The organism is Aquimarina rubra (assembly GCF_042684305.1).
Lineage (GTDB): Bacteria > Bacteroidota > Bacteroidia > Flavobacteriales > Flavobacteriaceae > Aquimarina > Aquimarina rubra.
The window spans coordinates 431,914-452,927 of sequence record NZ_JBHULE010000008.1 but is presented as its reverse complement, the minus strand read 5'-3'; the positions used below and the strand labels follow the sequence as shown (position 1 = coordinate 452,927).

General features: G+C 33.6%; 22 protein-coding genes. 2 read left to right on the top strand and 20 right to left on the bottom strand.

The window, feature by feature from the left end:
* Window positions 1-166: 166 nt before the first annotated feature.
* The 9 genes from glgB to ACFSR1_RS06250 form a co-directional block, all read right to left on the bottom strand.
* A complete protein-coding gene (glgB, locus tag ACFSR1_RS06290) occupies window positions 167-2,074 on the bottom strand; it encodes a 1,4-alpha-glucan branching protein GlgB (protein WP_378290726.1) in 1,908 nt (635 codons plus the stop codon).
* 8 nt (window positions 2,075-2,082) lie between these two features.
* Complete coding sequence (locus ACFSR1_RS06285) at window positions 2,083-3,711, bottom strand: phosphotransferase (protein ID WP_378290724.1); 1,629 nt, start codon at window positions 3,709-3,711, stop codon at window positions 2,083-2,085.
* Between the two features lie 9 nt (window positions 3,712-3,720).
* The gene (locus tag ACFSR1_RS06280; protein ID WP_378290722.1) at window positions 3,721-5,661 is read right to left on the bottom strand and encodes an alpha-1,4-glucan--maltose-1-phosphate maltosyltransferase; all 1,941 of its coding nucleotides are present in this window, start codon (window positions 5,659-5,661) and stop codon (window positions 3,721-3,723) included.
* A gap of 232 nt (window positions 5,662-5,893) precedes the next feature.
* Complete coding sequence (locus tag ACFSR1_RS06275; protein ID WP_378290720.1) at window positions 5,894-7,165, bottom strand: glucose-1-phosphate adenylyltransferase; 1,272 nt, start codon at window positions 7,163-7,165, stop codon at window positions 5,894-5,896.
* Complete coding sequence (locus ACFSR1_RS06270) at window positions 7,162-8,577, bottom strand: glycogen synthase (RefSeq protein ID WP_378290718.1); 1,416 nt, start codon at window positions 8,575-8,577, stop codon at window positions 7,162-7,164. The genes ACFSR1_RS06275 and ACFSR1_RS06270 overlap by 4 nt, the downstream gene beginning before the upstream one ends.
* A 217-nt stretch (window positions 8,578-8,794) precedes the next feature.
* Window positions 8,795-9,634 carry a DNA alkylation repair protein gene (locus tag ACFSR1_RS06265; RefSeq protein WP_378290716.1) on the bottom strand — a complete coding sequence of 280 codons (840 nt, stop codon included), beginning with the start codon at window positions 9,632-9,634 and terminating at the stop codon, window positions 8,795-8,797.
* A gap of 20 nt (window positions 9,635-9,654) precedes the next feature.
* Complete coding sequence (locus tag ACFSR1_RS06260; protein WP_378290714.1) at window positions 9,655-9,969, bottom strand: hypothetical protein; 315 nt, start codon at window positions 9,967-9,969, stop codon at window positions 9,655-9,657.
* 136 nt (window positions 9,970-10,105) lie between these two features.
* Window positions 10,106-10,786 carry a helix-turn-helix transcriptional regulator gene (locus ACFSR1_RS06255; protein ID WP_378290712.1) on the bottom strand — a complete coding sequence of 227 codons (681 nt, stop codon included), beginning with the start codon at window positions 10,784-10,786 and terminating at the stop codon, window positions 10,106-10,108.
* A 9-nt stretch (window positions 10,787-10,795) separates the two neighbouring features.
* Window positions 10,796-12,109 carry a cation:proton antiporter domain-containing protein gene (locus ACFSR1_RS06250; protein WP_378290710.1) on the bottom strand — a complete coding sequence of 438 codons (1,314 nt, stop codon included), beginning with the start codon at window positions 12,107-12,109 and terminating at the stop codon, window positions 10,796-10,798.
* Between the two features lie 160 nt (window positions 12,110-12,269).
* Between ACFSR1_RS06250 and ACFSR1_RS06245 the strand changes: the two genes are divergently transcribed.
* Window positions 12,270-13,142: a pirin family protein gene (locus ACFSR1_RS06245; protein WP_378290708.1), complete on the top strand. Its 873-nt coding sequence runs from the start codon at window positions 12,270-12,272 to the stop codon at window positions 13,140-13,142.
* A gap of 6 nt (window positions 13,143-13,148) precedes the next feature.
* Here the strand turns inward: ACFSR1_RS06245 and ACFSR1_RS06240 are convergent, their stop codons facing one another.
* From ACFSR1_RS06240 to ACFSR1_RS06205, 8 genes are all read right to left on the bottom strand, one after another.
* Window positions 13,149-13,718 (bottom strand): hypothetical protein, encoded by a 570-nt coding sequence (locus ACFSR1_RS06240; RefSeq protein ID WP_378290706.1) that lies wholly within the window; start codon window positions 13,716-13,718, stop codon window positions 13,149-13,151.
* A 119-nt stretch (window positions 13,719-13,837) separates the two neighbouring features.
* Window positions 13,838-14,149: a hypothetical protein gene (locus ACFSR1_RS06235; protein WP_378290704.1), complete on the bottom strand. Its 312-nt coding sequence runs from the start codon at window positions 14,147-14,149 to the stop codon at window positions 13,838-13,840.
* An 82-nt stretch (window positions 14,150-14,231) separates the two neighbouring features.
* Window positions 14,232-15,443 (bottom strand): radical SAM protein, encoded by a 1,212-nt coding sequence (locus ACFSR1_RS06230; RefSeq protein ID WP_378290703.1) that lies wholly within the window; start codon window positions 15,441-15,443, stop codon window positions 14,232-14,234.
* Window positions 15,444-15,651: 208 nt separating this feature from the next.
* Entirely contained in the window at window positions 15,652-15,867 is a 216-nt protein-coding gene (locus ACFSR1_RS06225) for a hypothetical protein (RefSeq protein WP_378290701.1), read from the bottom strand.
* Window positions 15,868-16,096: 229 nt separating this feature from the next.
* On the bottom strand, window positions 16,097-16,522 hold the full coding sequence (locus ACFSR1_RS06220; protein WP_378290699.1) for a hypothetical protein: 426 nt from the start codon (window positions 16,520-16,522) through the stop codon (window positions 16,097-16,099).
* Window positions 16,523-16,667: 145 nt separating this feature from the next.
* Complete coding sequence (locus ACFSR1_RS06215) at window positions 16,668-17,063, bottom strand: YchJ family protein (protein WP_378290697.1); 396 nt, start codon at window positions 17,061-17,063, stop codon at window positions 16,668-16,670.
* On the bottom strand, window positions 17,056-17,226 hold the full coding sequence (locus ACFSR1_RS06210) for a hypothetical protein (RefSeq protein WP_378290695.1): 171 nt from the start codon (window positions 17,224-17,226) through the stop codon (window positions 17,056-17,058). Before ACFSR1_RS06210 ends, ACFSR1_RS06215 begins: the two co-directional genes overlap by 8 nt.
* 33 nt (window positions 17,227-17,259) lie before the next feature.
* Window positions 17,260-17,928, bottom strand: coding sequence for a DUF2293 domain-containing protein (locus ACFSR1_RS06205; RefSeq protein ID WP_378290693.1), 669 nt, complete (start codon window positions 17,926-17,928; stop codon window positions 17,260-17,262).
* Window positions 17,929-18,125: 197 nt separating this feature from the next.
* Between ACFSR1_RS06205 and ACFSR1_RS06200 the strand changes: the two genes are divergently transcribed.
* Window positions 18,126-18,377, top strand: coding sequence for a hypothetical protein (locus ACFSR1_RS06200; protein ID WP_378290691.1), 252 nt, complete (start codon window positions 18,126-18,128; stop codon window positions 18,375-18,377).
* Between the two features lie 147 nt (window positions 18,378-18,524).
* On the opposite strand, the gene ACFSR1_RS06195 is transcribed toward ACFSR1_RS06200, so the two are convergent.
* The 3 genes from ACFSR1_RS06195 to ACFSR1_RS06185 all read right to left on the bottom strand — a co-directional run bounded on the left by ACFSR1_RS06195 (window position 18,525) and on the right by ACFSR1_RS06185 (window position 20,908).
* On the bottom strand, window positions 18,525-19,118 hold the full coding sequence (locus ACFSR1_RS06195; protein WP_378290689.1) for a hypothetical protein: 594 nt from the start codon (window positions 19,116-19,118) through the stop codon (window positions 18,525-18,527).
* Between the two features lie 180 nt (window positions 19,119-19,298).
* Window positions 19,299-20,585 carry a type II toxin-antitoxin system HipA family toxin gene (locus ACFSR1_RS06190; RefSeq protein ID WP_378290687.1) on the bottom strand — a complete coding sequence of 429 codons (1,287 nt, stop codon included), beginning with the start codon at window positions 20,583-20,585 and terminating at the stop codon, window positions 19,299-19,301.
* Window positions 20,579-20,908, bottom strand: a complete 330-nt coding sequence (locus tag ACFSR1_RS06185; protein WP_378290686.1) for a helix-turn-helix transcriptional regulator — start codon at window positions 20,906-20,908, stop codon at window positions 20,579-20,581. Before ACFSR1_RS06185 ends, ACFSR1_RS06190 begins: the two co-directional genes overlap by 7 nt.
* Window positions 20,909-21,014: the final 106 nt, after the last annotated feature.

Sequence of the window (21,014 nt, the reverse complement as noted above, 5' to 3'; positions counted from 1 at the left end):
TTTTTCTTGTTATGTAAAAAAACAATAACTATCTTAATAAAGAAACTCTTTTAATGAGTATTTATTAAGAAAAATTAACGAAAACGTTTGAAACTATATTGTATTAACATTTGTTTAATCTAAGTAGATAAAAGTTTGAAATATTTATTGATTCTACCTAATCTTATCATTCAATTTTGAATACAATTGCTCCTAATGGAGGTATATTAATCTCAGCAGAATAACTTCTATAATGCCAATCTTTATCTTCTATTAAGGTTTTGCTTACATCGAAATCTCCTGTTCCTCCATAACTTTTGCTATCACTATTAAATAGTTGGACCAATTTACCTTTATTGGGTAACCCAATTCGATAACTATTTCTAGGCACAGGTGTGAAATTACAAGCGATCACCAAAGAATCTTTCTTTTTATTTCCCTTTCTAATATAGGCAAGAACAGAATTCTCGTGATCATCATAACTTATCCACTCAAAACCATCTCCACTAAACTGTTTCTCGTAGAGTGCAGGATATGTTTTATATAACAGATTAAGGTCTGTAATTAAATGTTTAATACCCGAATGATAGTTATATTGTAGTAAATGCCAATCCAAACTACTTTGGAAATTCCATTCCTCTCGTTGTCCAAATTCTGCACCCATAAACAATAGATTGGTACCTGGATGTGTAAACATATAGCTGTACAACAATCTTAGATTGGCAAACTGTTGCCACTCATCTCCTGGCATTCTGCCAATAATACTCTTTTTACCATACACTACTTCATCGTGTGATAAGGGAAGCATAAAGTTTTCTGTAAAAGCGTACGTCATACTAAAGGTTAGATCATCCTGGTGATGTTTCCGATATATGGGTTCCTTAGCAAAATATTGTAAGGTATCGTGCATCCATCCCATCATCCATTTCATGCCAAAACCAAGACCTCCAATAAACGTAGGTTTAGATACCATTGGGAACGATGTAGATTCTTCTGCTATTGTCTGTACATCAGGGAAGCTTTTATAAACTTCTTCGTTCAATTCTTTCATAAAGGTAATCGCCTCCAGGTTTTCTCTTCCTCCATACATATTTGGTTCCCATTCCCCTTCTTCTCTGGAATAATCAAGAAACAGCATCGAGGCCACAGCATCTACTCGTAAACCATCGGCATGATATTGATCCAACCAAAAGATTGCATTACTAATCAAAAAGCTTTTTACCTCATTTCGTCCATAATTAAATATCAAACTTTTCCAATCTGGGTGGTATCCTTTTCTTTTATCCGGATGTTCATATAAGCAAGAGCCATCAAAAAATCCTAATCCATGAGCATCTTCCGGAAAGTGCGATGGCACCCAATCCAATAGAATTCCTATGTCGTTTTGATGTAATTTGTCAACTAGCAGTTTAAATTCTTCGGGATAACCAAAACGTGATGTTGGCGCAAAATAGCCTGTAAGTTGATATCCCCAAGAAGGATCATACGGATACTCCATTATGGGCATTAATTCTACATGAGTAAAATTCATTTCTTTCACATAGGCAACCAATTCATCTGCTAACTCTGTATAAGATAAAGATCTATCCTCTTCCACTCTTCTCTTCCAGGAACCTAAATGAACTTCGTATACAGAAAAAGGCGCATCAATAGCATTGTTTTTCTTTCTTTTTTTCATCCATTTTGCATCTTCCCAGTTATAAGAATCTTCCCAAACGACAGAAGCAGTCTTAGGTGGATGTTCACATCTACGGGCATAAGGGTCAGCTTTCTCGGTCTTGATATCGTTATTATGAGAGTGAATCTTATATTTATAAACGCTACCTTTTCCGACTCCAGGTATAAAACCTTCCCATATACCAGATTCATCCCAGCGAACATTCAACTGATGCTCACCTTCTATCCAAAAATTGAAATCACCAATGACGGAAACTGATTTAGCAGATGGCGCCCAAACCGCAAAATATGTTCCTTTTACTCCATCTACCGTAGTAATGTGCGATCCAAATTTCTCATACAATCTATAATGCTTACCACCTTTAAAAAGATCGATATCAAATTCAGAGAATAAACTATGTACTATTACTTTGCTCATATTTTTGGTTAGCTATTAATAATTTTTGAAATTCCTTTTAATGGGATCACCGCCCATCTTGGTCTACTATTTAACTCATATCCCAGTTCATACACTGCTTTTTCCAACAAACAGTACTCTAGCATAAATTTTATCTCTTTATGATATCCAATGCTTAAATTATGTGATTGAACATACTTAACATATTTTTTTAGAAAAATAGCGGTCATATAGCTGTACAAAACATCGGCAAAATGAAATAACTCTTCTTTAGAATAATTGAAATTTTCGAGATTATTAAATATTGTAGAATATACTGCGTAATTAAATGATCTGAAAACTCCTGCGACGTCTTTAAGTGGAGATTGTTTTACTTTTCGATCTCTAATCGTACTCTCCGGTTCACCTTCGAAATCAATGATATAAAAATCTCCATCATCTACCAATACTTGACCCAGATGAAAATCACCGTGAATACGTATACGCTCGCCTTTTAGTTTAGACTCATCAAAATCAAGTAATTTTTTTCGTATAACTTTTTTGTTGTCTAAAAACTCTTGTGCTAATTCTAGGCGTAACCCTTCTAGTTTGTGAAGGTTGTTTTCTACAAGATTTACTCGGTTTTCGAATTGATAAATCAACCTGTTTTTTAACCAAACAGAATAATCACTACTATAGGTCTGCGGAGTAAATTGCATATTCACTCTTTCTAATCCAAGTGCCACGTGCATTTGGGCAGTTCTAAGTCCAAGTTGAACGATATCTTCAAAAAATGATATAGGTACATATTCTCTGATTTTTTCGGGAATTGCCTTGATATCTATTCTATCAAACATATCAATAGGTTTGAGTTGCATGACATCAGGATGAACATGGTTCAAGGTTTCATAAATTCCTTTTAGTTGATTTAAGAAATACTCCCAAGCATCTCCCTGATTTGGAACTAATCGCTGCATCAATGCCAAAGTGATTACATTCTTATCTGAGAAACGCAATGTAATGCTTCCGCTATATTTAGGAGTGTTTTTAAAAACTCCTTTATCAGTTAGGTATTTATTGATCTCATAATCAGGATTTTGATCTACAAATATTCTTCTAAAAATCTTTAGAATATACTTGTCGTTAAAAATAATCGAAGTATTGCTTTGCTCTACTCCCATTGCTTTTGATGACACATATTCGTAATCCTTACATCCTCGTCCTCTTCTGAATTCTAACTCTCCGTATTTAGCTTTGGCGCCTTCTATTATTTTTTCAAAAATTTGTTTTCTAAATGATTCTAAAAGCGTCGCATCAATCAGAAAGCCTTGTTTGTTATTTAGCTCTATTTTAGTAATTATTTCTTCCTGAGCATAATTATGGTCAGTCACCAAAGCAAGTGGAATAAAATAGTTCTGAACAAATGCTTCTCTAAAATTAACTTCTAACACTAAACCGTAGAATAAATCATTTTCATCCTCAATCCTAAAGTGTTCTACTAACTCTATATATTTTAAAGCACTAGCTTTACCACCGTACCAACGTTTGGTGATAATATAAGGTTCTAAAATATCTTCGCTAAATTCTTTAATAAATTGGGGATTCTCAAATAATTCAGACCAATCAGAGTTATAAGTATATACATCATTGAGGTCTTTTTTCTGGTTCGTATCAGACATATGCTTACATCATTTAGTGATTTTAAATATATGGAAAGGCAACGCTGGATGTAATTCGACAAAATTCCATTCATCATGCCAATGATAACTACTTTTTGTAATCAGATCGTGAACCTGCACAGGATGACCTGCGTGTATACCCAGTTCGTGTAGCGGTAGTTGTACATGTCCATTTTGCGAATAATAAGGATCTAAACTTATTACAATCAACAATTCGTTAGCTCTTTCTTCGTCATATTTGTAAAACGCAATAATTTGATCGTTTTCAATATGACAAAATTTTATATTGTTCGTTTGTTGTAATGCCGGGTTCTCTTTACGGATATGATTTAAGCTCCCCATAATCGTAGTAAGCTTGTTTGTTTTGTTCCAATCCCAATGACGTATTTGATATTTCTCGCTATCTAAATATTCCTCTTTTCCAGGAATAGCTTCTGAAACCATTTGTTCAAATACGGGTCCGTAAACACCTATACTAGAGCTCAATGTACTTGCTAATCCATATCTAATTAAATACATCGCCTCATTGGCCCCTTGCAAATGATAAGGATTAATATCCGGAGTATTGGGCCAGAAATTAGGTCTAAAATATTCTCTCTGATCAGTAGTGGTCAATTCTGTTACATACTCTGTAAGTTCATGCTTATTTGTTCGCCAGGTAAAATATGTATAGGATTGCGTAAATCCTTGTTTTGCTAATTGTTGCATTACTTTTGACTTTGTAAATGCTTCTGACAAGAACAATACATCTGGATGTTTTTTCTTAATTTCCTCGATCAACCAGCCCCAAAAATGGAACGGTTTTGTATGTGGATTGTCAACTCTGTAGATATTTACGCCACATTCTTCTATCCAAAACAGCGCTGTATCTAATAACTCTTTCCACATCTTTTTCCATGCGACAGTATCAAAGTAAATCGGTTGAATATCTTGATATTTTTTTGGAGGGTTTTCTGCATATTGTACAGTACCGTCTGGCCTCCATTTAAAAAACTCTGGAAATTCTTTTACCCATGGATGATCCGGTGCTGCCTGTAACGCATAATCCATAGCGATCTCCAATCCTAAATCTTTTGCCTTTTTAACTAGGTTTTTGAAGTCTTTTAAAGAACCTAATTCTTTATGAATACTGGTATGACCACCATCTTTAGAACCAATACCCCAAGGAGATCCTACATCTCCATGATAGGCTTCTGTAGTGTTATTTTTACCTTTTCTATTTACTTCTCCTATTGGATGAATAGGAGGAAAATACAACACATCAAATCCCATTTCAGCTATTCTGGGCAAAAGCCGTTCACAGTCTTTGAAAGTTCCGTGCTTGCCTTCTTTTTCTGAAGCACTTCTTGGAAAAAATTCATACCAGGTACTAAATCTTGCTTTCTCACGATCCACGTATACCCGTAAATCCTGATACGTCGCCATCAAACCTTTTGATGGATATTTATAGAACAGATCGTGTATTTTACCACTCTTTACTTCGGCTATTGCCGTATCATATTGTTTTTCATCCTGAAATATATCTAATAACTCATTGATATACTTTTTCTCTTCTGCTGTCGCTTTTTTGTATAAGCTCTGTAGATAATCTCTCCCTTCTAATAATTCTGATTTTACATATTGCCCATCATCAATTTTACGTATAGTTCCGTGTCTCCAGTTTAACGCATAATCAATCCATCCCTGAATCTGATAGGTATAATATCCTTGCTTTTGAACTTCAAATTCTCCTTTCCACGAATCATTTTCTAAAGGTTGCATTCTGGTTTCTGTCCAATTACGTTCACTCTTATGTTTATATCGTATACTTGCCTGAACTATATCGTGACCATCACCTATAATATCTGCTGTTATGTGTACTTTCTCATTGACAACTCTTTTGATAAAAAATGCTCCATTATTAATCTCTGGAGATACATTTTCAATAACAACCCGCTCTTGATTCAACATGAAAAATTTTAAATTAAATTGATTTGATTTTAGTATTTTAATAACAAGTCAAGCAATTTATTATTTATTTATGAAAATTTATCTCATATTTTGTACGATTTAGGAGTGTATTGTAAGAATTTATAAACAATAACGTTTTCGCAAAATACTACAACGATATAGTTCACCTTAGCATTTTTATAAAAATGCATAAAGCACAAAAAATTAAGATATAAATTAAGAATTTAGGGAGCTAAATTTTGAATTCATTAGGAATTACTGCTCCTTTTCTGATCACAACAACACCATCTTTGATTACGTATCGGTCGTTATCAAAATCTTCTAGATGAGGTCCGCCATTAATAACCACATCATTACCTATTCTGCAATCTTTATCAATAATAGTATTATTAATCATACACCTTTCGCCTACACCAATATAAGGCCTGTTTTCCTTATTATCAGTTGCCAATTCATCCAAATCCTGATATCGATCACTTCCTATCATATAAGTGTTTTTTATGACTGTATCCTTACCTATTCTGGAACGGATTCCTATAACCGATTGCGTAATTTCTTTTGCTTGAATCAAACAACCTTCTGCCATCATCGTTTTATTCAAATGAGTACCGGATATTTTTGATGGTGGAAGTATTCTTGGTCGCGTTAGTATATTTCGTTCATTATCAAATAAATCAAATTTTGGAATATCATTAGCCAGCTCGATATTAGCTTCAAAAAATGACGATATTGTTCCAATATCGGTCCAATAGCCTTCATACTGATATGCCAGGACTTTATGGCTATCAATAGACTGCGGAATAATTTCTTTACCAAAATCTATTCTGGTAGGATCAGAAAGCAAATCAACTAATAATTGTCGATTAAAAATGTAAATCCCCATAGATGCGAGGTATTCTCTTTTTTCCTTTTTCATTTCCTCGCTTACTTCAGATTCCCAACCAGGTAGTTGATCCATATCTGGTTTTTCAGTAAAAGACGTAATAAAACTTTCATCGTTGGTTTTAAGAATTCCAAAATCAGTAGCGTCCTTTGGACTAACAGGTAACGTTGCAATAGAGATATCTGCTCCTTTTTCTATATGTGCCTCGATCATATCATTAAAATCCATTTGATATAATTGATCCCCTGATAAAATAAGCGCATACTCAAAATCATGATTCAAAAAATGGTGCATGGATTGTCTTACAGCATCTGCCGTTCCCTGAAACCACGTTTTATTATTCGGAGTTTGTTCTGCAGCAAGCACATCAACAAAAGCCTGACTAAAAGAACTAAAAATATAAGTGTTCTTAATATGACTATTCAAAGAGGCTGAATTGAACTGTGTAAGTACGAACATCCTTTTGATATCAGAATGTATACAGTTAGTAATTGGAATATCTACCAACCGATATTTTCCCGCTATAGATACCGCTGGTTTTGATCTACTTTCTGTAAGTGGGGCCAATCTTGTTCCTTGTCCTCCTCCAAGGATAATTGCGAGGACTTTTTTGTTAATCATTGTGGTTGTTTTAAAGATTTGTATAATTCAATGTATTGCTTGGCTGAATTATTCCAAGAATGATCAATTTTTATTATTTCTTTTTGTGTTTTCCTATAATATTTTTGGTCATTATAAAATTCAACTCCCCTTTTGATTGAATTATATACATCCTGAACATTTACCTTATCGTGACAAATTCCGAAACCACCATCTCCAATATCGATAACGGTATCTTTTAGACCTCCTGTGCGTCTTACAATCGGTATCGATCCGTATCGTAGCGCATACATTTGATTTAAACCACACGGTTCCACACGCGATGGCATTAATAGAAAATCAGCTCCTGCGTATATGATGTGTGATAACTTTTCATCATACCCAATATACGTGTTGTAAGAATTAGGAAAAGTTTCTTTCAATTCCTTAAGTTTTAATTCTACTTCAGCATTACCGGATCCAAGAATTAAGATATTGACATCCAGATGATGTAAGGCTTCAGTAATAATGTCTGGTAACAAGTCCGCACCTTTTTCATAAACTAATCGTCCGATAAAAGCAAAAAGTGGTTTTTCTATATTAAAACCATATTCCTCACAAAGCCATTTTTTATTAGCTTTTCTTCCGGAAACTATATTTTTTACTCCATAGTTTTCTATCACCATTGGATCTTTTTCAGGATCCCATGTATCGTGGTCAATTCCATTTAAAATTCCTATACATTTAGCCTTTTCATGCGTTAAAAGACCTTCCAGACCATTAGCCTGATGCTGCAGTTCCTCCATATAACTCGGTGAGACTGTTGTTACCGTCCACGCGCATTTAATGCCTGTGGCTAATGGATTGATACAATGATCCCAATCCAGTAAACCTATATTGTGTAAGTCAAATTGCGGTATATAATCCAATTTATCATACGAAAACTGACCTTGATATTGAGCGTTATGGATTGTTAATATTGTTGGTATGTCTATTAAACTCTGAAACGTATCCACTTGTGACACCAGAAATGGTATGACTCCGGTGTGATGATCATGACAATGTATAATATCCGGTTTTATCTCTTCGCTTAACACCCAATTTAGAACTGCCAATTGAAAAGCTACAAAGCGTTCGGTATCATCTTCGTAACTATAAACATCCGGTCTGTATAATAACTCTTTCTGATATACCAGATATATCTGAAAACCAAATTCGGTAGACAGTAATTTTCTAATAGAAAAATCAAATGAATTTTCACCTAAACTCAAAGAGCCTGTGAAGATTTCTTCGTATTCCAAATGATGAACTTTCTCATTGTCATAAAATGGAAGAATGACATCAGTAATACATCCTAAATCAGTCAGGTATTTAGGTAATGAGCCTACTACGTCACCAAGTCCGCCAACTTTTGCTAAAGGGTAACATTCTAAACTTGCGTGTAGTACTCTCATAACCTATTCTTTGTTATTAAATTAATGAGATTAACCTAATTGTTAATATCTTATAAAAGGCTGTTTAAAGCTATAAAAACTTAAGAACATTCACCTTAATAAATTTTAAAAAGAATAAGATTTAATGATTTTTTAATAATCTTTTAGTATTATAATTTTTGATTTAATAATTCTTAGATATTCTGAGAAATCCACAATATTTTTTAATAAACCTGAGTTACTTATTAATAGTTCGCAATGCTTTTTTAATAATATAGGCTGTATCTTTTGTAGAAGATTCTTTTTGCCATCGACTACAGACCTTTTGTACCCAGTCTGGTCTGGTTTTACTTGCATCATTTAACCAGTTTCCCAATGAGTCTTTTACGTATTTAGAAGTATCTGATTTAAGAGGCTCTAAAATATCTATTGCTTTTTCTGGAGATTCCTTTAAATCATCAATTTTTTTCGTCCAAACTCCTATAGGTCTGGTTGCCTCGACTGCATAGCGTCTAACATTCTCATCAGGATTTTTTGTCCAATTAGAGAAGATCATAATCGCTTGATCTAAATCCTGAATAATGTACTCTTTGGCAGCAAAGATCGCCACTTCTCTCACTCCAAAATGAGTATCTGCTGCGAAAGGCTTCATCGTATGTAATCGTTCTGTTATGGACATTTCTATCGCTCCGTAATATTGTGCGGCCCAGCATCTGGGAACATCTGATCTATGATTAGATAAATAGTCGATAATTTCGCTGTCATTAGTTAATTGAGTAAAAGTCGCTCCAATTACCTTTGTATTCGAATTTGCGCTAGGCTTTTTTTGATTTAAAACAGCCTCATAAAAACTATCAAACCAATGAGATTTATTGAATTCATCTAGTATTCGTTTTAATAATTTTAATTGATCAACGGCTAACCACTCCATTAAATTAGCGGTTTCCACCAAACCTTTATTCAAATACTCAATTACCTCCGAATTGAGATCTTTAAAGCTTCTGGCACCTTTTCTGTTCGTAATATGTTCGGGAATCATACTATCTATTTGTGTGATTGGTTTTAAGTCTAATAACATAGTAATGAGTTTAAATATAACTATTCTTCAAATTGATTAAAAACATTCAGATGATACATTTCCATAGTCTCCGGTTGGATAACTTCAAAAATAGCAACAGCTTCAGGGTTTTTCATAATATCCTCGCCGGCTTTTTTGGCAGCATTTATATCTGTCCAATATAACAAGTCAATGAATTTACCATCTTCATTACTTGCTGTAGTTCTGTCAATAAATCCATCATATAGTTTAATGATATCATTTAAAGAGGTAATTGCAGTTTTTACTTCTTCTTTAGAATAATCAGGATTTGCTTCAAATAATACTACTTCGATTGTGTACGGTTTGTCTTTCATAAGGTTTCGGTTTTGACTAAAAGTTGTTGCACAGCATAAAAACATACTAAGCATAATAGTTTGAATTAAGTGATACATGATTTAATTTTAATCAAAACTACAAGCGACCTATGACAACGGTATGTCAGTAGTGAAATTAATTTTCAATATATTTTTTAAAATACTCTTCTAATGTGAAAAGTTTAGGAGGAAATAATTCTGAAGTCTCAATAAGATTAATGATCCGGTCGGTTCTAAATTCGCGATAATCCTTTCTTAATCTACAATAAGCAATTAGTACCCAAATAGTACTGGTAAAATAAACTCCGAGAGGTTCTATAGTCCTTTTGGTGTATTGTTGGGATGCAGCAGTATATTCAATTTCTAATACTCGTAAATCCGTAATGGCTTTCTGTATTACAGATAAATGGCTACTTGTGGGAGGTTTTTGAAAAGGAGGGCTTACAATTCGTTGTTCCAGAAGTTCTAATTTTTCTTTTTGAGTCGAATTAAGAATTGCTTTTACTTTTTCAATTGCTTCGTCATAGTCCGATATTAGAGACTTATCATTATTGTTATGTATAATTTTGGAAGCCGTTATCAAGGCATTGGCTTCTTTTTCTGTGAACATAATCGGTGGAAGAGAATATCCATCTACCAAGAAATAACCAGTCCCCGCCTCTGCTCCTATAGGTACTCCTGCATCTGACAGTGCTAACATATCTCTGTAGATCGTACGTATACTCACATCAAACTTATCTGCTAAATCCGAAGCCTGAACTACCTTTTTGGACTGCAATTTTACTAAGATCGCTGTTAATCTATGTAATCTCTTCATTGCTATTACTTATTCATATACCTCTTCATCACCGGTATCAGTATCTTCAATTTCACTTAAATCTGTGGTGGTATTCATGATATATTCCACTTCTGCATCAGCCGCAGCTTCTATTTCTTCTGGTGTTAACGCTACTCCTTTCATCTTCTTATCTCGTATCATTCCACCAGTCATAATCAAACTTGTTCCTATAATTACAAATAATAAAATACCCGGTTCAAATCCCGGAATCACAGCTTCTGTAGGTATGGCGTAGAATAAAAGTACGGTGATCAAACCTCTGGGAGCAATAAATAACTGTGGTGAAATGTCTTTACCAACAAATAATCGCAATAATCCATACCTGATGACATATATGGATATAATGATGAGAATACTGATTAAAGTAACTTTTAGGTTTAATAATGAAGAAAGCGTAATGGTAATTCCAAAAATCACAAAGAACAAAGTTCTCACTACAAAAGCTGTTTCTGCTGTAATTACGTGCAATTCGTGATAAATAGCTTTGGCTCTTTCATAATCCAATAGTTTTTCTAGCTTCCATTGAAAAAATAATTTCATATTGGCAATTACCAATCCGAAAATCAATATGATAATCAATGACGAAAGGTGCATCTTTTTACCGACACCATATAATAATAACAATACAGCAATCAAAAGAAATAGTTTGACCTGGCTTTTAATTTTTTGAAAAATCAAGATGATTCCGTAACTAGCTATTAATGAAATGATAATTGTAATAATTAGATTAAAAACAAAGCCGGTTACTCCTGCATCTTCTGCGGGATTTAATTTTCCGGTAAGAAAATAAAACATCATAATTCCTAAAATATCCGAAAACGTACTCTCGTACACGTGAAATTCTTTTTTGGCTTCAGATAAGCCAGCGACACTAGGAATAATGATAGCACTGGATAAAATAGACAAGGGTGTTGCATATAATAATGCAGATTGCCAGGTCATTCCATCTATTAATGCCTTGAGTACAACTGCAGCAACATAAGCGGATGCTACTAAACCTATTAAGGCAATAGCCAGAGATTTTAGAATTGGAACCAGTTTTTCTCTTTTCAGTTTTAATTCCAACGCTGCTTCTAAAACAATCATAATCAAACCAACGATTCCCAATACTTCTAACATTGGAAAAAAATTAAAGGCTCCTTCTCCAAATGATTTAATAGCATACTGAATAATAATACCGAGTATAATTAGCATCAAGACAGCAGGAACATTCGTTTTCTTGGCAATACCGTTAAAGATAAAAGATAAAATAAGTACTAATGAAACTTCAATAATGAGATTATACGAGGAGAATATTTCCATGAGTTGGTTTAAGGTTGTTTAAGATTGGTTTGGAAAAGATAGTAAAATAATTTCATCTACTTCGCAAGCAATTATTGTATTACTACTTAATATTTATTTAACGTAATGCACAAGCCAAAAAGTGTATTTTAGAAATTCTAACGTCAAAAAATAAATTTTAATGTCTAGTGAAGGATTAATAATTGAAGAGCGAAGTCGCGATATTGGGGATTTTCTGGTAGGAAGATTGATACCATTCAGGAAAAAAAGAATGGTAGGTCCGTTTATTTTTATAGACCATATGGGTCCAACTATGATTAAAAAAGGGAAATATATGGATGTGGATCAACACCCACATATTGGTTTATCTACTCTGACCTATTTGTTAGATGGAGAAATAATGCACCAGGACAGTATTGGAACGAATCAACGAATTTCTCCGGGATCTGTAAACTGGATGGTAGCCGGAAAAGGAGTTACTCACACAGAACGCACTCCAAAAGATATGCGGGATGGCTCAGAATTTTTAGCGCACGGATATCAGATTTGGGTGGCCTTACCAAAACATTTAGAAGATATTGCCCCAGAATTTCATCACTTAGATAAAACTGATTTACCTCATTGGACAGACGGAACTACAGAATTTAAATTGATTGCAGGAAAAGGATACGGAAAAGAATCACCATTACCGGTGCATTCAGAGTTATTTATGGTCGAAATAAAAAGCACTGAACGATATGAACTAAAGATCAAAGGTGAATTACAGGGAGAAATTGGTATCTGCATTGTGGATGGTGAAATACAAGCTTGCGAAAACACTATTTCAACAGGAAATATGTTAGTTTCTAAAATAGAAGATAGTTGTTCAGTGATTATGGAACCGAATACACACCTTTTGTTATTTGGTGGTCAACCATTTCCTGAAGAAAGACATATTTATTGGAACTTTGTATCATCCAGCAAAGAGAAATTAGAACAAGCTAAAGACCGATGGCGCAACAAACAATTTCCTAAGGTCCCGAATGATGATAGTTATGTGATGATGCCGGAATAACACGAACTAGTAAGCCGCCAATTCTCGTCTTATTTCATTTAATGTTTTGTTTGTATTAACCAGTTCAAGAACCACTTCTTTTCGAAACTCATCCAGATCATCATAGTCATAATATTTTGCCCATTTATGATCTTCTAAAAGATTTTTGATTTGCTTGATCAATTTACGGGTTGCATCAACGGGACGTACCACTGCTATATTGTCATAGTTAGGATTATCCTTATGCTTATAACTTACCGTTTTGGTCTCGAAATCTACGGCAATGTAGTATGCATCAACATCTTGATCTAAATTTTCTCTAAAGTCCGTCCAATCTGCATATCCTAAACGAAGGTCATCTATTTCTACAGGTATTTCTGATACTAATCTCCAATTACATTTAGCAGCTCTTCCCCAATGATTAGATAATCTATATACTCCATTGGTAGTATAGTAATACGTACTCCCCGATTCGCTTCGATAATGAGGCTTTCTTCTGGAGATTTCTCTTAATCGTACTCCCTTAAATACGCAATAGGTATTTTTAAAGAAATTATTTCGAGTAAATTTCTTTGTGGTAATAACTTGTTCTTCCAATGGCTACTTTTTTTTTCCGGGAACAAATAAATCCTTTTTTAAGGAGAAAAAGAAATGAAGTTTTTAACATGAAATTGTTAGAAAATATATAGCGCCTTATTTTTTAGATCATCACGAGATTATCGCTTTTTAGCTCCCAAGAGCAAAAACATAAGATAACCCGCTAGATTCCCTATCAAAATCCCGATATAATGTGGTACTGCAAATAATGCTTCATAGAAAACTCCAGCTCCTTTACCCCACTTTCTTGTACAAGCTCTGCCGATATAAGACATTCTCCACCAATGAATTGTTTTGCGACCCTGACGGCCATCTCGGTATACTTCTTTTCCGGTGGTGTATACACAACGTAAATGCCCTCTTAAACTGCATTGATCTACAGTAGCGAACTCACCCATTGAATTATTCCTTTCTTTCAATTTCCTATTCACGATTTAACTAAAAATTGGTTATCTGAATGGTATTCTTAGGTTTAGTGCCAATTAATTTAAAAAAATTACAAATTTGAGTAGATTAATTGCTGCCAAAATATTCTAACTCTTCGGCAAACAGCGTTTCTGCATTTAAATCATTTATAAATTCGACAATTTCATCACTCTTCATCGGTTCCACATTTTCGTTACTATAAATTTCGGGAAAAATATCAATTAACCTATTTTGTATATGACTAATAAATTTTATCAGATCTTTACAATACACTGATGGATTGTTAAATCCATTTTCTTTATTAAATCTATGAACCAGTCTTCCTCCCTGGCAAATATCTCGAATCGGACAATGAAGACATTTATCATTCAGTTTTACGGAACTATCTTCAAAATATAGCTTTCCCAATGGTGATTTTTTAATATCCGAAAAATCATTAAACAACACATTCATACCTGATTTGGTAAATCCATGACCACAAGCTTTTAATGAATCGATAGCTTCAATTTCGCCGTTTGTTTCTATTACTAATACAGTAGATTCGTTATTACTATTTTTCCCAACACCCAATAATCTATTGATTAATCCAATAAACATAGGAATTTTATATCTTTCAGCATCTTGAATCCAAATATCAAATAGCTGCATCAGCCAATCTGCCATTTCGGTTTTTTCTTTGTCGAAAGGAAAATTATCATACGTAAAATCAGGAATTAAAAAGTTCACAGAATTTACCTGCATTTTTTTAAAGCTTTCATAAATGGCGTTTGGTTCTTCTTCAATATTAATTACACAGACTGTGTCGGCATATCCTATTTGATTCTTAAGTAATCTTACTGCATCGCTAACTTTATCATAGCTACCATTTCCTTTATGATCTACCCGAAACATATCGTGTGCTTTTTTGGTACCGTCAACACTGATACTTGGATACACCTCTAGTTCTCTAAATAATGTACACCAATCTTCATCGATTAACACGCCATTAGTCTGTATATCATATCTAAAAACAACTCCCGGCAACTCTTCATTGAGGGTATTCGCTTTATTTACAAAGGTTCTATAAAAATCCTTTTCTATCAATAAAGGTTCTCCTCCATGAAAAATAAATGAAAATTCTTTTTTGTCATATTCAATGATATATTTTTTAGTTTTTTCTAAAATCGAATCGATCATATCGTATGACATAAATTTAGGTTGTCCTTTATAGGTAGTATCCCCAAGATTGTACATAAAACAATAAGAACAATTGAGATTACATCTACTGGCCACTTTGAGTATTAAAGCATCGAATTGCATGAGAGATATTTTTAATGAGTTAGTGTGAATTATGAAATACTAAGCGAAGTTCGGAGATTTTATGGTTGTACAAGTAAGCTTTTCCGGCTTCGCCTAGTATCCTATGGATTGATAAATCAATCCTCTACTGTTTACGTATTGGAAATAGTTATCACTACAGTCCCTTAGAGTACTATCTAAGAGAATTTAATAAACTTTCCCAAATCGTCTACCTATGTTCAATAGGAACTCCGATAACAGTCGGAACACATTTCTTCAATGTTTCTGACCAAACCTGACCATCTATACATCGTCTACCACCACTAGTAGGGTAGTATATTGGTGCTGGAACATCTTCTGCTCCACCTAAAATAGCTTGCATGTTTTTAAGTTCCTTTGCAGAAAATTTTTCTAAGCCTCTGGGTAATAAGAATACCTTTTTCATTATTTGTATGTTTAGATTTTTGCCTACTCTTGATGATTTTCGGCTACCTCAAAAAGTTGTAGTAATCAAGCGCGCGTTTTGATAGTACATCTTTATATACACAGGGAATTTTTTTGTTACCCTCTTTGAGTAAAAAAAGTTTTTATAAATCTAAAATGAATGAAAGAAAATGAAGTTGTGGAAAACCTTTAGATACTACTGTACATTTAAAACTTATATCGAGTTTCCGCTAAATATTGTTTTTACGATGTATAAATTCAAAAAAACCTAGTAATAAAATTGCTAAAATGAATCCTTGTGTAAAAAACAATAGAATGCCATAGGTTGGAAAATTTATAAAACCAGAACTCCAGTTATTCGGAAGATAATCTCTATGAAAGCTGGTCACGATAATCACAAAACGTTCTAAATAAACCCCTAATTTCATACAAACAGCAACCAACAAAATATACAAGGGTTTACTTTCTAATTTTCTTATTAACAATGTAAAAGGTAGTATAGAGGAAGAAAAGAGCATAACCCAATACATTGCCCAATATGATCCGACGGCTCTGTTAATAAATGCAAACTCATTTGGGAAGAAAACAATTCCAATTATAAAGTGAACAATGGATACTACGGTATAGACAATAATACTCCATCGTATGAAATTCAAAACCTGTTTCGTTTTACATCTATTCTTGAAGATTAATTCTACGAGTATAAGTGTCATTATCAATGGAAATAAGCAAAAAATAAAATTTGCATCTACGATCCTTATGATCTTGTCGTATAATTCCATTGATTACTTATTAGGATTATTAATGATCAACTTCTCCCATATACACCCAATATCCGTTCTCTTTTACAAATTGAGAATTCTCATGGATTACTTCTAAAGCACCATTTTCAAAGTAAAAAGCCTTAAACTCAACCGTTCCCTCTTCATCAGACTCGGCACCCTTTGAGGTCTTTAAAACTTCCAATTTGACCCATTTTACAGAGTTTGCCCATTTTACAATAGACTTCTTTTCTTTTAAGGGTGGTCGTGTAGTGCTATGGTGGCTTTTCATTAAATATTCACCTTTGGCCAAAACAAAAGCACTATAACGGGATCTCATTAGATCTTCGGCAGTTGTTACCAGCGTAATATCTGTGTGAATCCTACCACAGCAAGTATCATATGATTGTGATCTTCCACAATAGCATTTACTCATTCTCAGAAGTATTTTGTTTGGACGCATTCATTTTTTGTACCATCGCTTTTAATCGTTCTGCTCTCAACTCTTTTTCTTTTCGGAGTTTATTCTTTTTACGATTCATAAGCTTTGAGTGCTTCGCTTTATTCAGTGTATTCTTTTCTCTACCTTTTTTAGCCATAAAGCCCAGTATTTATGTTATAAGTAAAAAACATTACTTCCATTTATTCATAATGGTATGAATATCAGATTTAATTTCAACCCTTATTTCTTTCTTACCTTTTCCTTTACCAAACTGTTGATCATAATTGGTTTCGGTATGTCGTATATGTGCTTCTACGGCCAAATCAATCATTTTGGCATCAAACTCCTTAGCTTTAGCCGTTCTGCCTACTCTTCCACTATGCTTTTCGCAGGCATGCATGGCGATGGCAAACTCTCTTTTTATAGGGCAATTAGGATATTGAGTTCTGATTGCTTCTGCAAAATTAACTACAAATTCACGATCCTTTTGTTCTCTAATGATTGCCGCTTTTTTATTTTTACGATCTCTGGATGCCTGGTCTTGTTCACATTCTACACGTGCTTTTTCTATTGCTATCGCTTCTACCAACTGTCCTCTGCGCTCATATCTTTTTCCACGTTGATTCCAAGCCAGAACAACCCCACAAAGTGTAGAATGTTTCTTAGATCTTCTGGTCATTGCTACATTTCCGGGAGGTAATAACACATATCCTACAAAAGGAGAACAACTAAAGCAGGTACCTTTATGATTTTCGCTTTCTGCAACAAAAGATTTTCCTAAAGGAATCTTTTTACCGCAAGAAATACATCGTAGTTTTTCTTTTTTGGTTAGAAATATATTTTGAGAAACTGTCGCCAATTCTATACAAGTATTTAATGCGAAAATAAGATTTATTTAAGTTTTTAGTGCATCTAACTCTTTGGATTTAATGGCAAAAATTACCAGTTTATAGGCGGAAAAAGGGGAATTTATAGATTTTTTCAATTTTTATGTTTGTATTCTTACGGTTTTTCCGTAGTTTAGAGGTGCCTTTTAAATCTTAAAATCATATACTTATGCAAAAAACTACTCTGGAGAAGCGTTTCAATTCGCAAGACTTAGCAGAAAAATATCATCACATTTGGAACAAAGGAATACATCTGTTTTCTATCAATGATGCCAATCGTGATTTTTACTACAGTATTTTCTATATAGACTTTTTATTTGCCGAAATAATTTACAACAAATTAAACGGTGAAATCATTGCTATCAAAAGTTTTACTGATAAATCTAAATTAATGTTCTATTTACGAGAGGATTTTAATTAGAACAATCCATTTTTGAGTGTATGAGTACGATGAGACTTAAGTTAGTTTCTAGATTAAAACATTTTACCCCAATTATCGTGACTAAATTTTGAATATTTTGCCCTAAATAATTCACCAAATTTCTCGGTACTCGTATGCTCAATAATACTACTTCAAGAAATCCGCTATTAGAATAATACCGTATATCCAAAAATTATACAGAACGGTATAACTTACACCAAATAGCATACTTTTTGCTAATTTTCCCTTGCATACAGGAGATTTTTTGAAGACTAAACGTAATGCCCTAAAGAAAATCCAGTATAGCATTGCTAAAAATATAAGTACCATCGTCCATAAAATGCCCCCAAATAACCATAATAATATTCCAATTATTATGGTTATTAAAACCCAAAGCAAAATACCCAAAATGATTTCTTCAAATCCGTCACCAAGATCAGGTATCTCCGGTGAGGTATCAAAAACATCAGATATACCCTCCTTCTCAAAATCCAAACGATCTGTCATTTTCCCTAAATTGTCTTTTAACTTTACACCGTGATATAACCCTATTGTCATAAACAGAAAAAACACAACTGATAAGATGGTTGTGGATAGTATAGAGTTTTCAATAATAGTTCTTTCTTTTCCGAGTCCAAATTGCCATACAGAAAGTATCGTAATAGCAATCACTAATAGTGTTATGAAAAATATCCCTTTAGTCGTTATATAATTTAATTTGGTTTTCTTTTTAAAACTCATATATGCTAAAGTATTTTTATCTGTACCAAGTTATAATTTTATTCTAAATGCTTTTTGCAATGTATCAGCTTGACCGTTATGGCAGTTAACCCTTCGAGAACCTCAGGGTTCAAAAAAATATCAAATGAGGATTGAGGTACTCGAAATCCGACTACTTAATAAAATCATAGAATACTTTTATTATAACTCAGTTCTAAATGCTTTTTGCAATGTATCAGCTTGTTTTGAAGGAATTCCTGCGATACTAGCATAATAATTCCAGTTTCCTACTACATCCAACACCTGTTGTATAGCTTCTTTACTCTTCTTATAGCTTATTTTATTCCCTACAGCAAGTAGGTCTTTAATAGTAAAACCACCTCTTTTTCCATTAATAGACATCTGATGTGTGCTGGTCCATATGCCGGTAGGATTATAAGAATAGGTGATATCATATGCAGGAGCCAGTTTCCATACACCTTGTTTATCCATTAAAAAAGAAATGTTCTTAGTATGATCATCTTGATTTCTGGCAATAACATTTAGTAACATTCTTTTATATAGCTGAATAGCATCCTGATGTGGCAGTCTGAGTTGTCTCATAACTTCAAATGCATTTTCATACGAGTATGCACCCGGAGATTTATAATCAAAATGTGCAATAGAACATAACGTTTGCATATGCACTTTCTCGTTATCCGGCAAACGATCGAATCGTTTGGTCATAAAATGTGCTCGATCATGTTCTTCGAACAACTGAGAATGTTCCATATGAATTCCACAATCCAAAGCCATTAGATAGTAGGCATATTCTATTCTGCCGTATCCCTGTGGATCTCCAAGAGATACATCATTAACACCATCAAATTTAAAAAGGTAATGCTCAAAACCTTTTGGAACATCTGTTTGTCCAGATCTGATCTCATTAGTTTTTGAATTATAAGCAATAATGGCTTTTGCGCGCTGTCCTCCAGCAGAAGTACCTACTTTTATCAATTCATTTAGATGCTCGGTATCAGAGATATTGAGTTCTATTTGCTCTCTGGAATTCAATACTTTTTGTGCAAGTGTTACAAGTTTATCTATTTCTACACTACTTGCTATTTTTTTACCAATATTTCTGGCAGGTTGAAACTCTAATGCTCCCATTCCACGAGTTCCGATATAACACAAACGATCTAAAGGTGTAAATTGAGCTTTAGGGATATTATTAAGCAATAACCATTGATCAATCAATCGATTTCCAAAATCATCCGGTAACACATCCGATAACATTCCCGGTAATCCCTTAAAAGTATCTTCATTAAGACGCGGAAAACTATAAATTCTTTTCTCTGAATTACGAATAGGCATATGTATGGGTGAAACATCCCAATTATTTTTCAAAAAATCAGAAAAAAACTCAAAAGACGCATACTTTTTGTTGGTATCCCAACTCAAAGCTCCTAATTCCTGATCCCAAAGTGTTATTTTGATAACGTCTACCATGATGATTTCTTTGGTTTATCTACAGAACTCCCTGAAGCTCTTTCTCTTTCTTTACCTTTTAATTTCAATAATTCTATAGGGCTGATTCCCGGATCCGGCAAAAACAAACTCAAGGAGTCAAGCTCTCCAAAAGCCCTAAGAATCTGAATAAAAGTAAGTAAAGTTGTAGATTTACCAGATTCAAAGTTCTTAATTGTCTGCACATGAACTCCTGCCCTCTTAGAAAGTTCATCTTGTGTTATATTGAGGTTAAGTCTCCTTTTTTTTACACGTTGTGTAAGCGTTAACAAAACATCATCATCCGAAAGTTTATTAAAATCCATATCTAAAATATAATGTATATTTATATATACGTTATGCGCTTTTTATTAATTAAAGTACAAATTAATATACTTAATAGTAAGTACCAATACAAATATACTAAAGTAT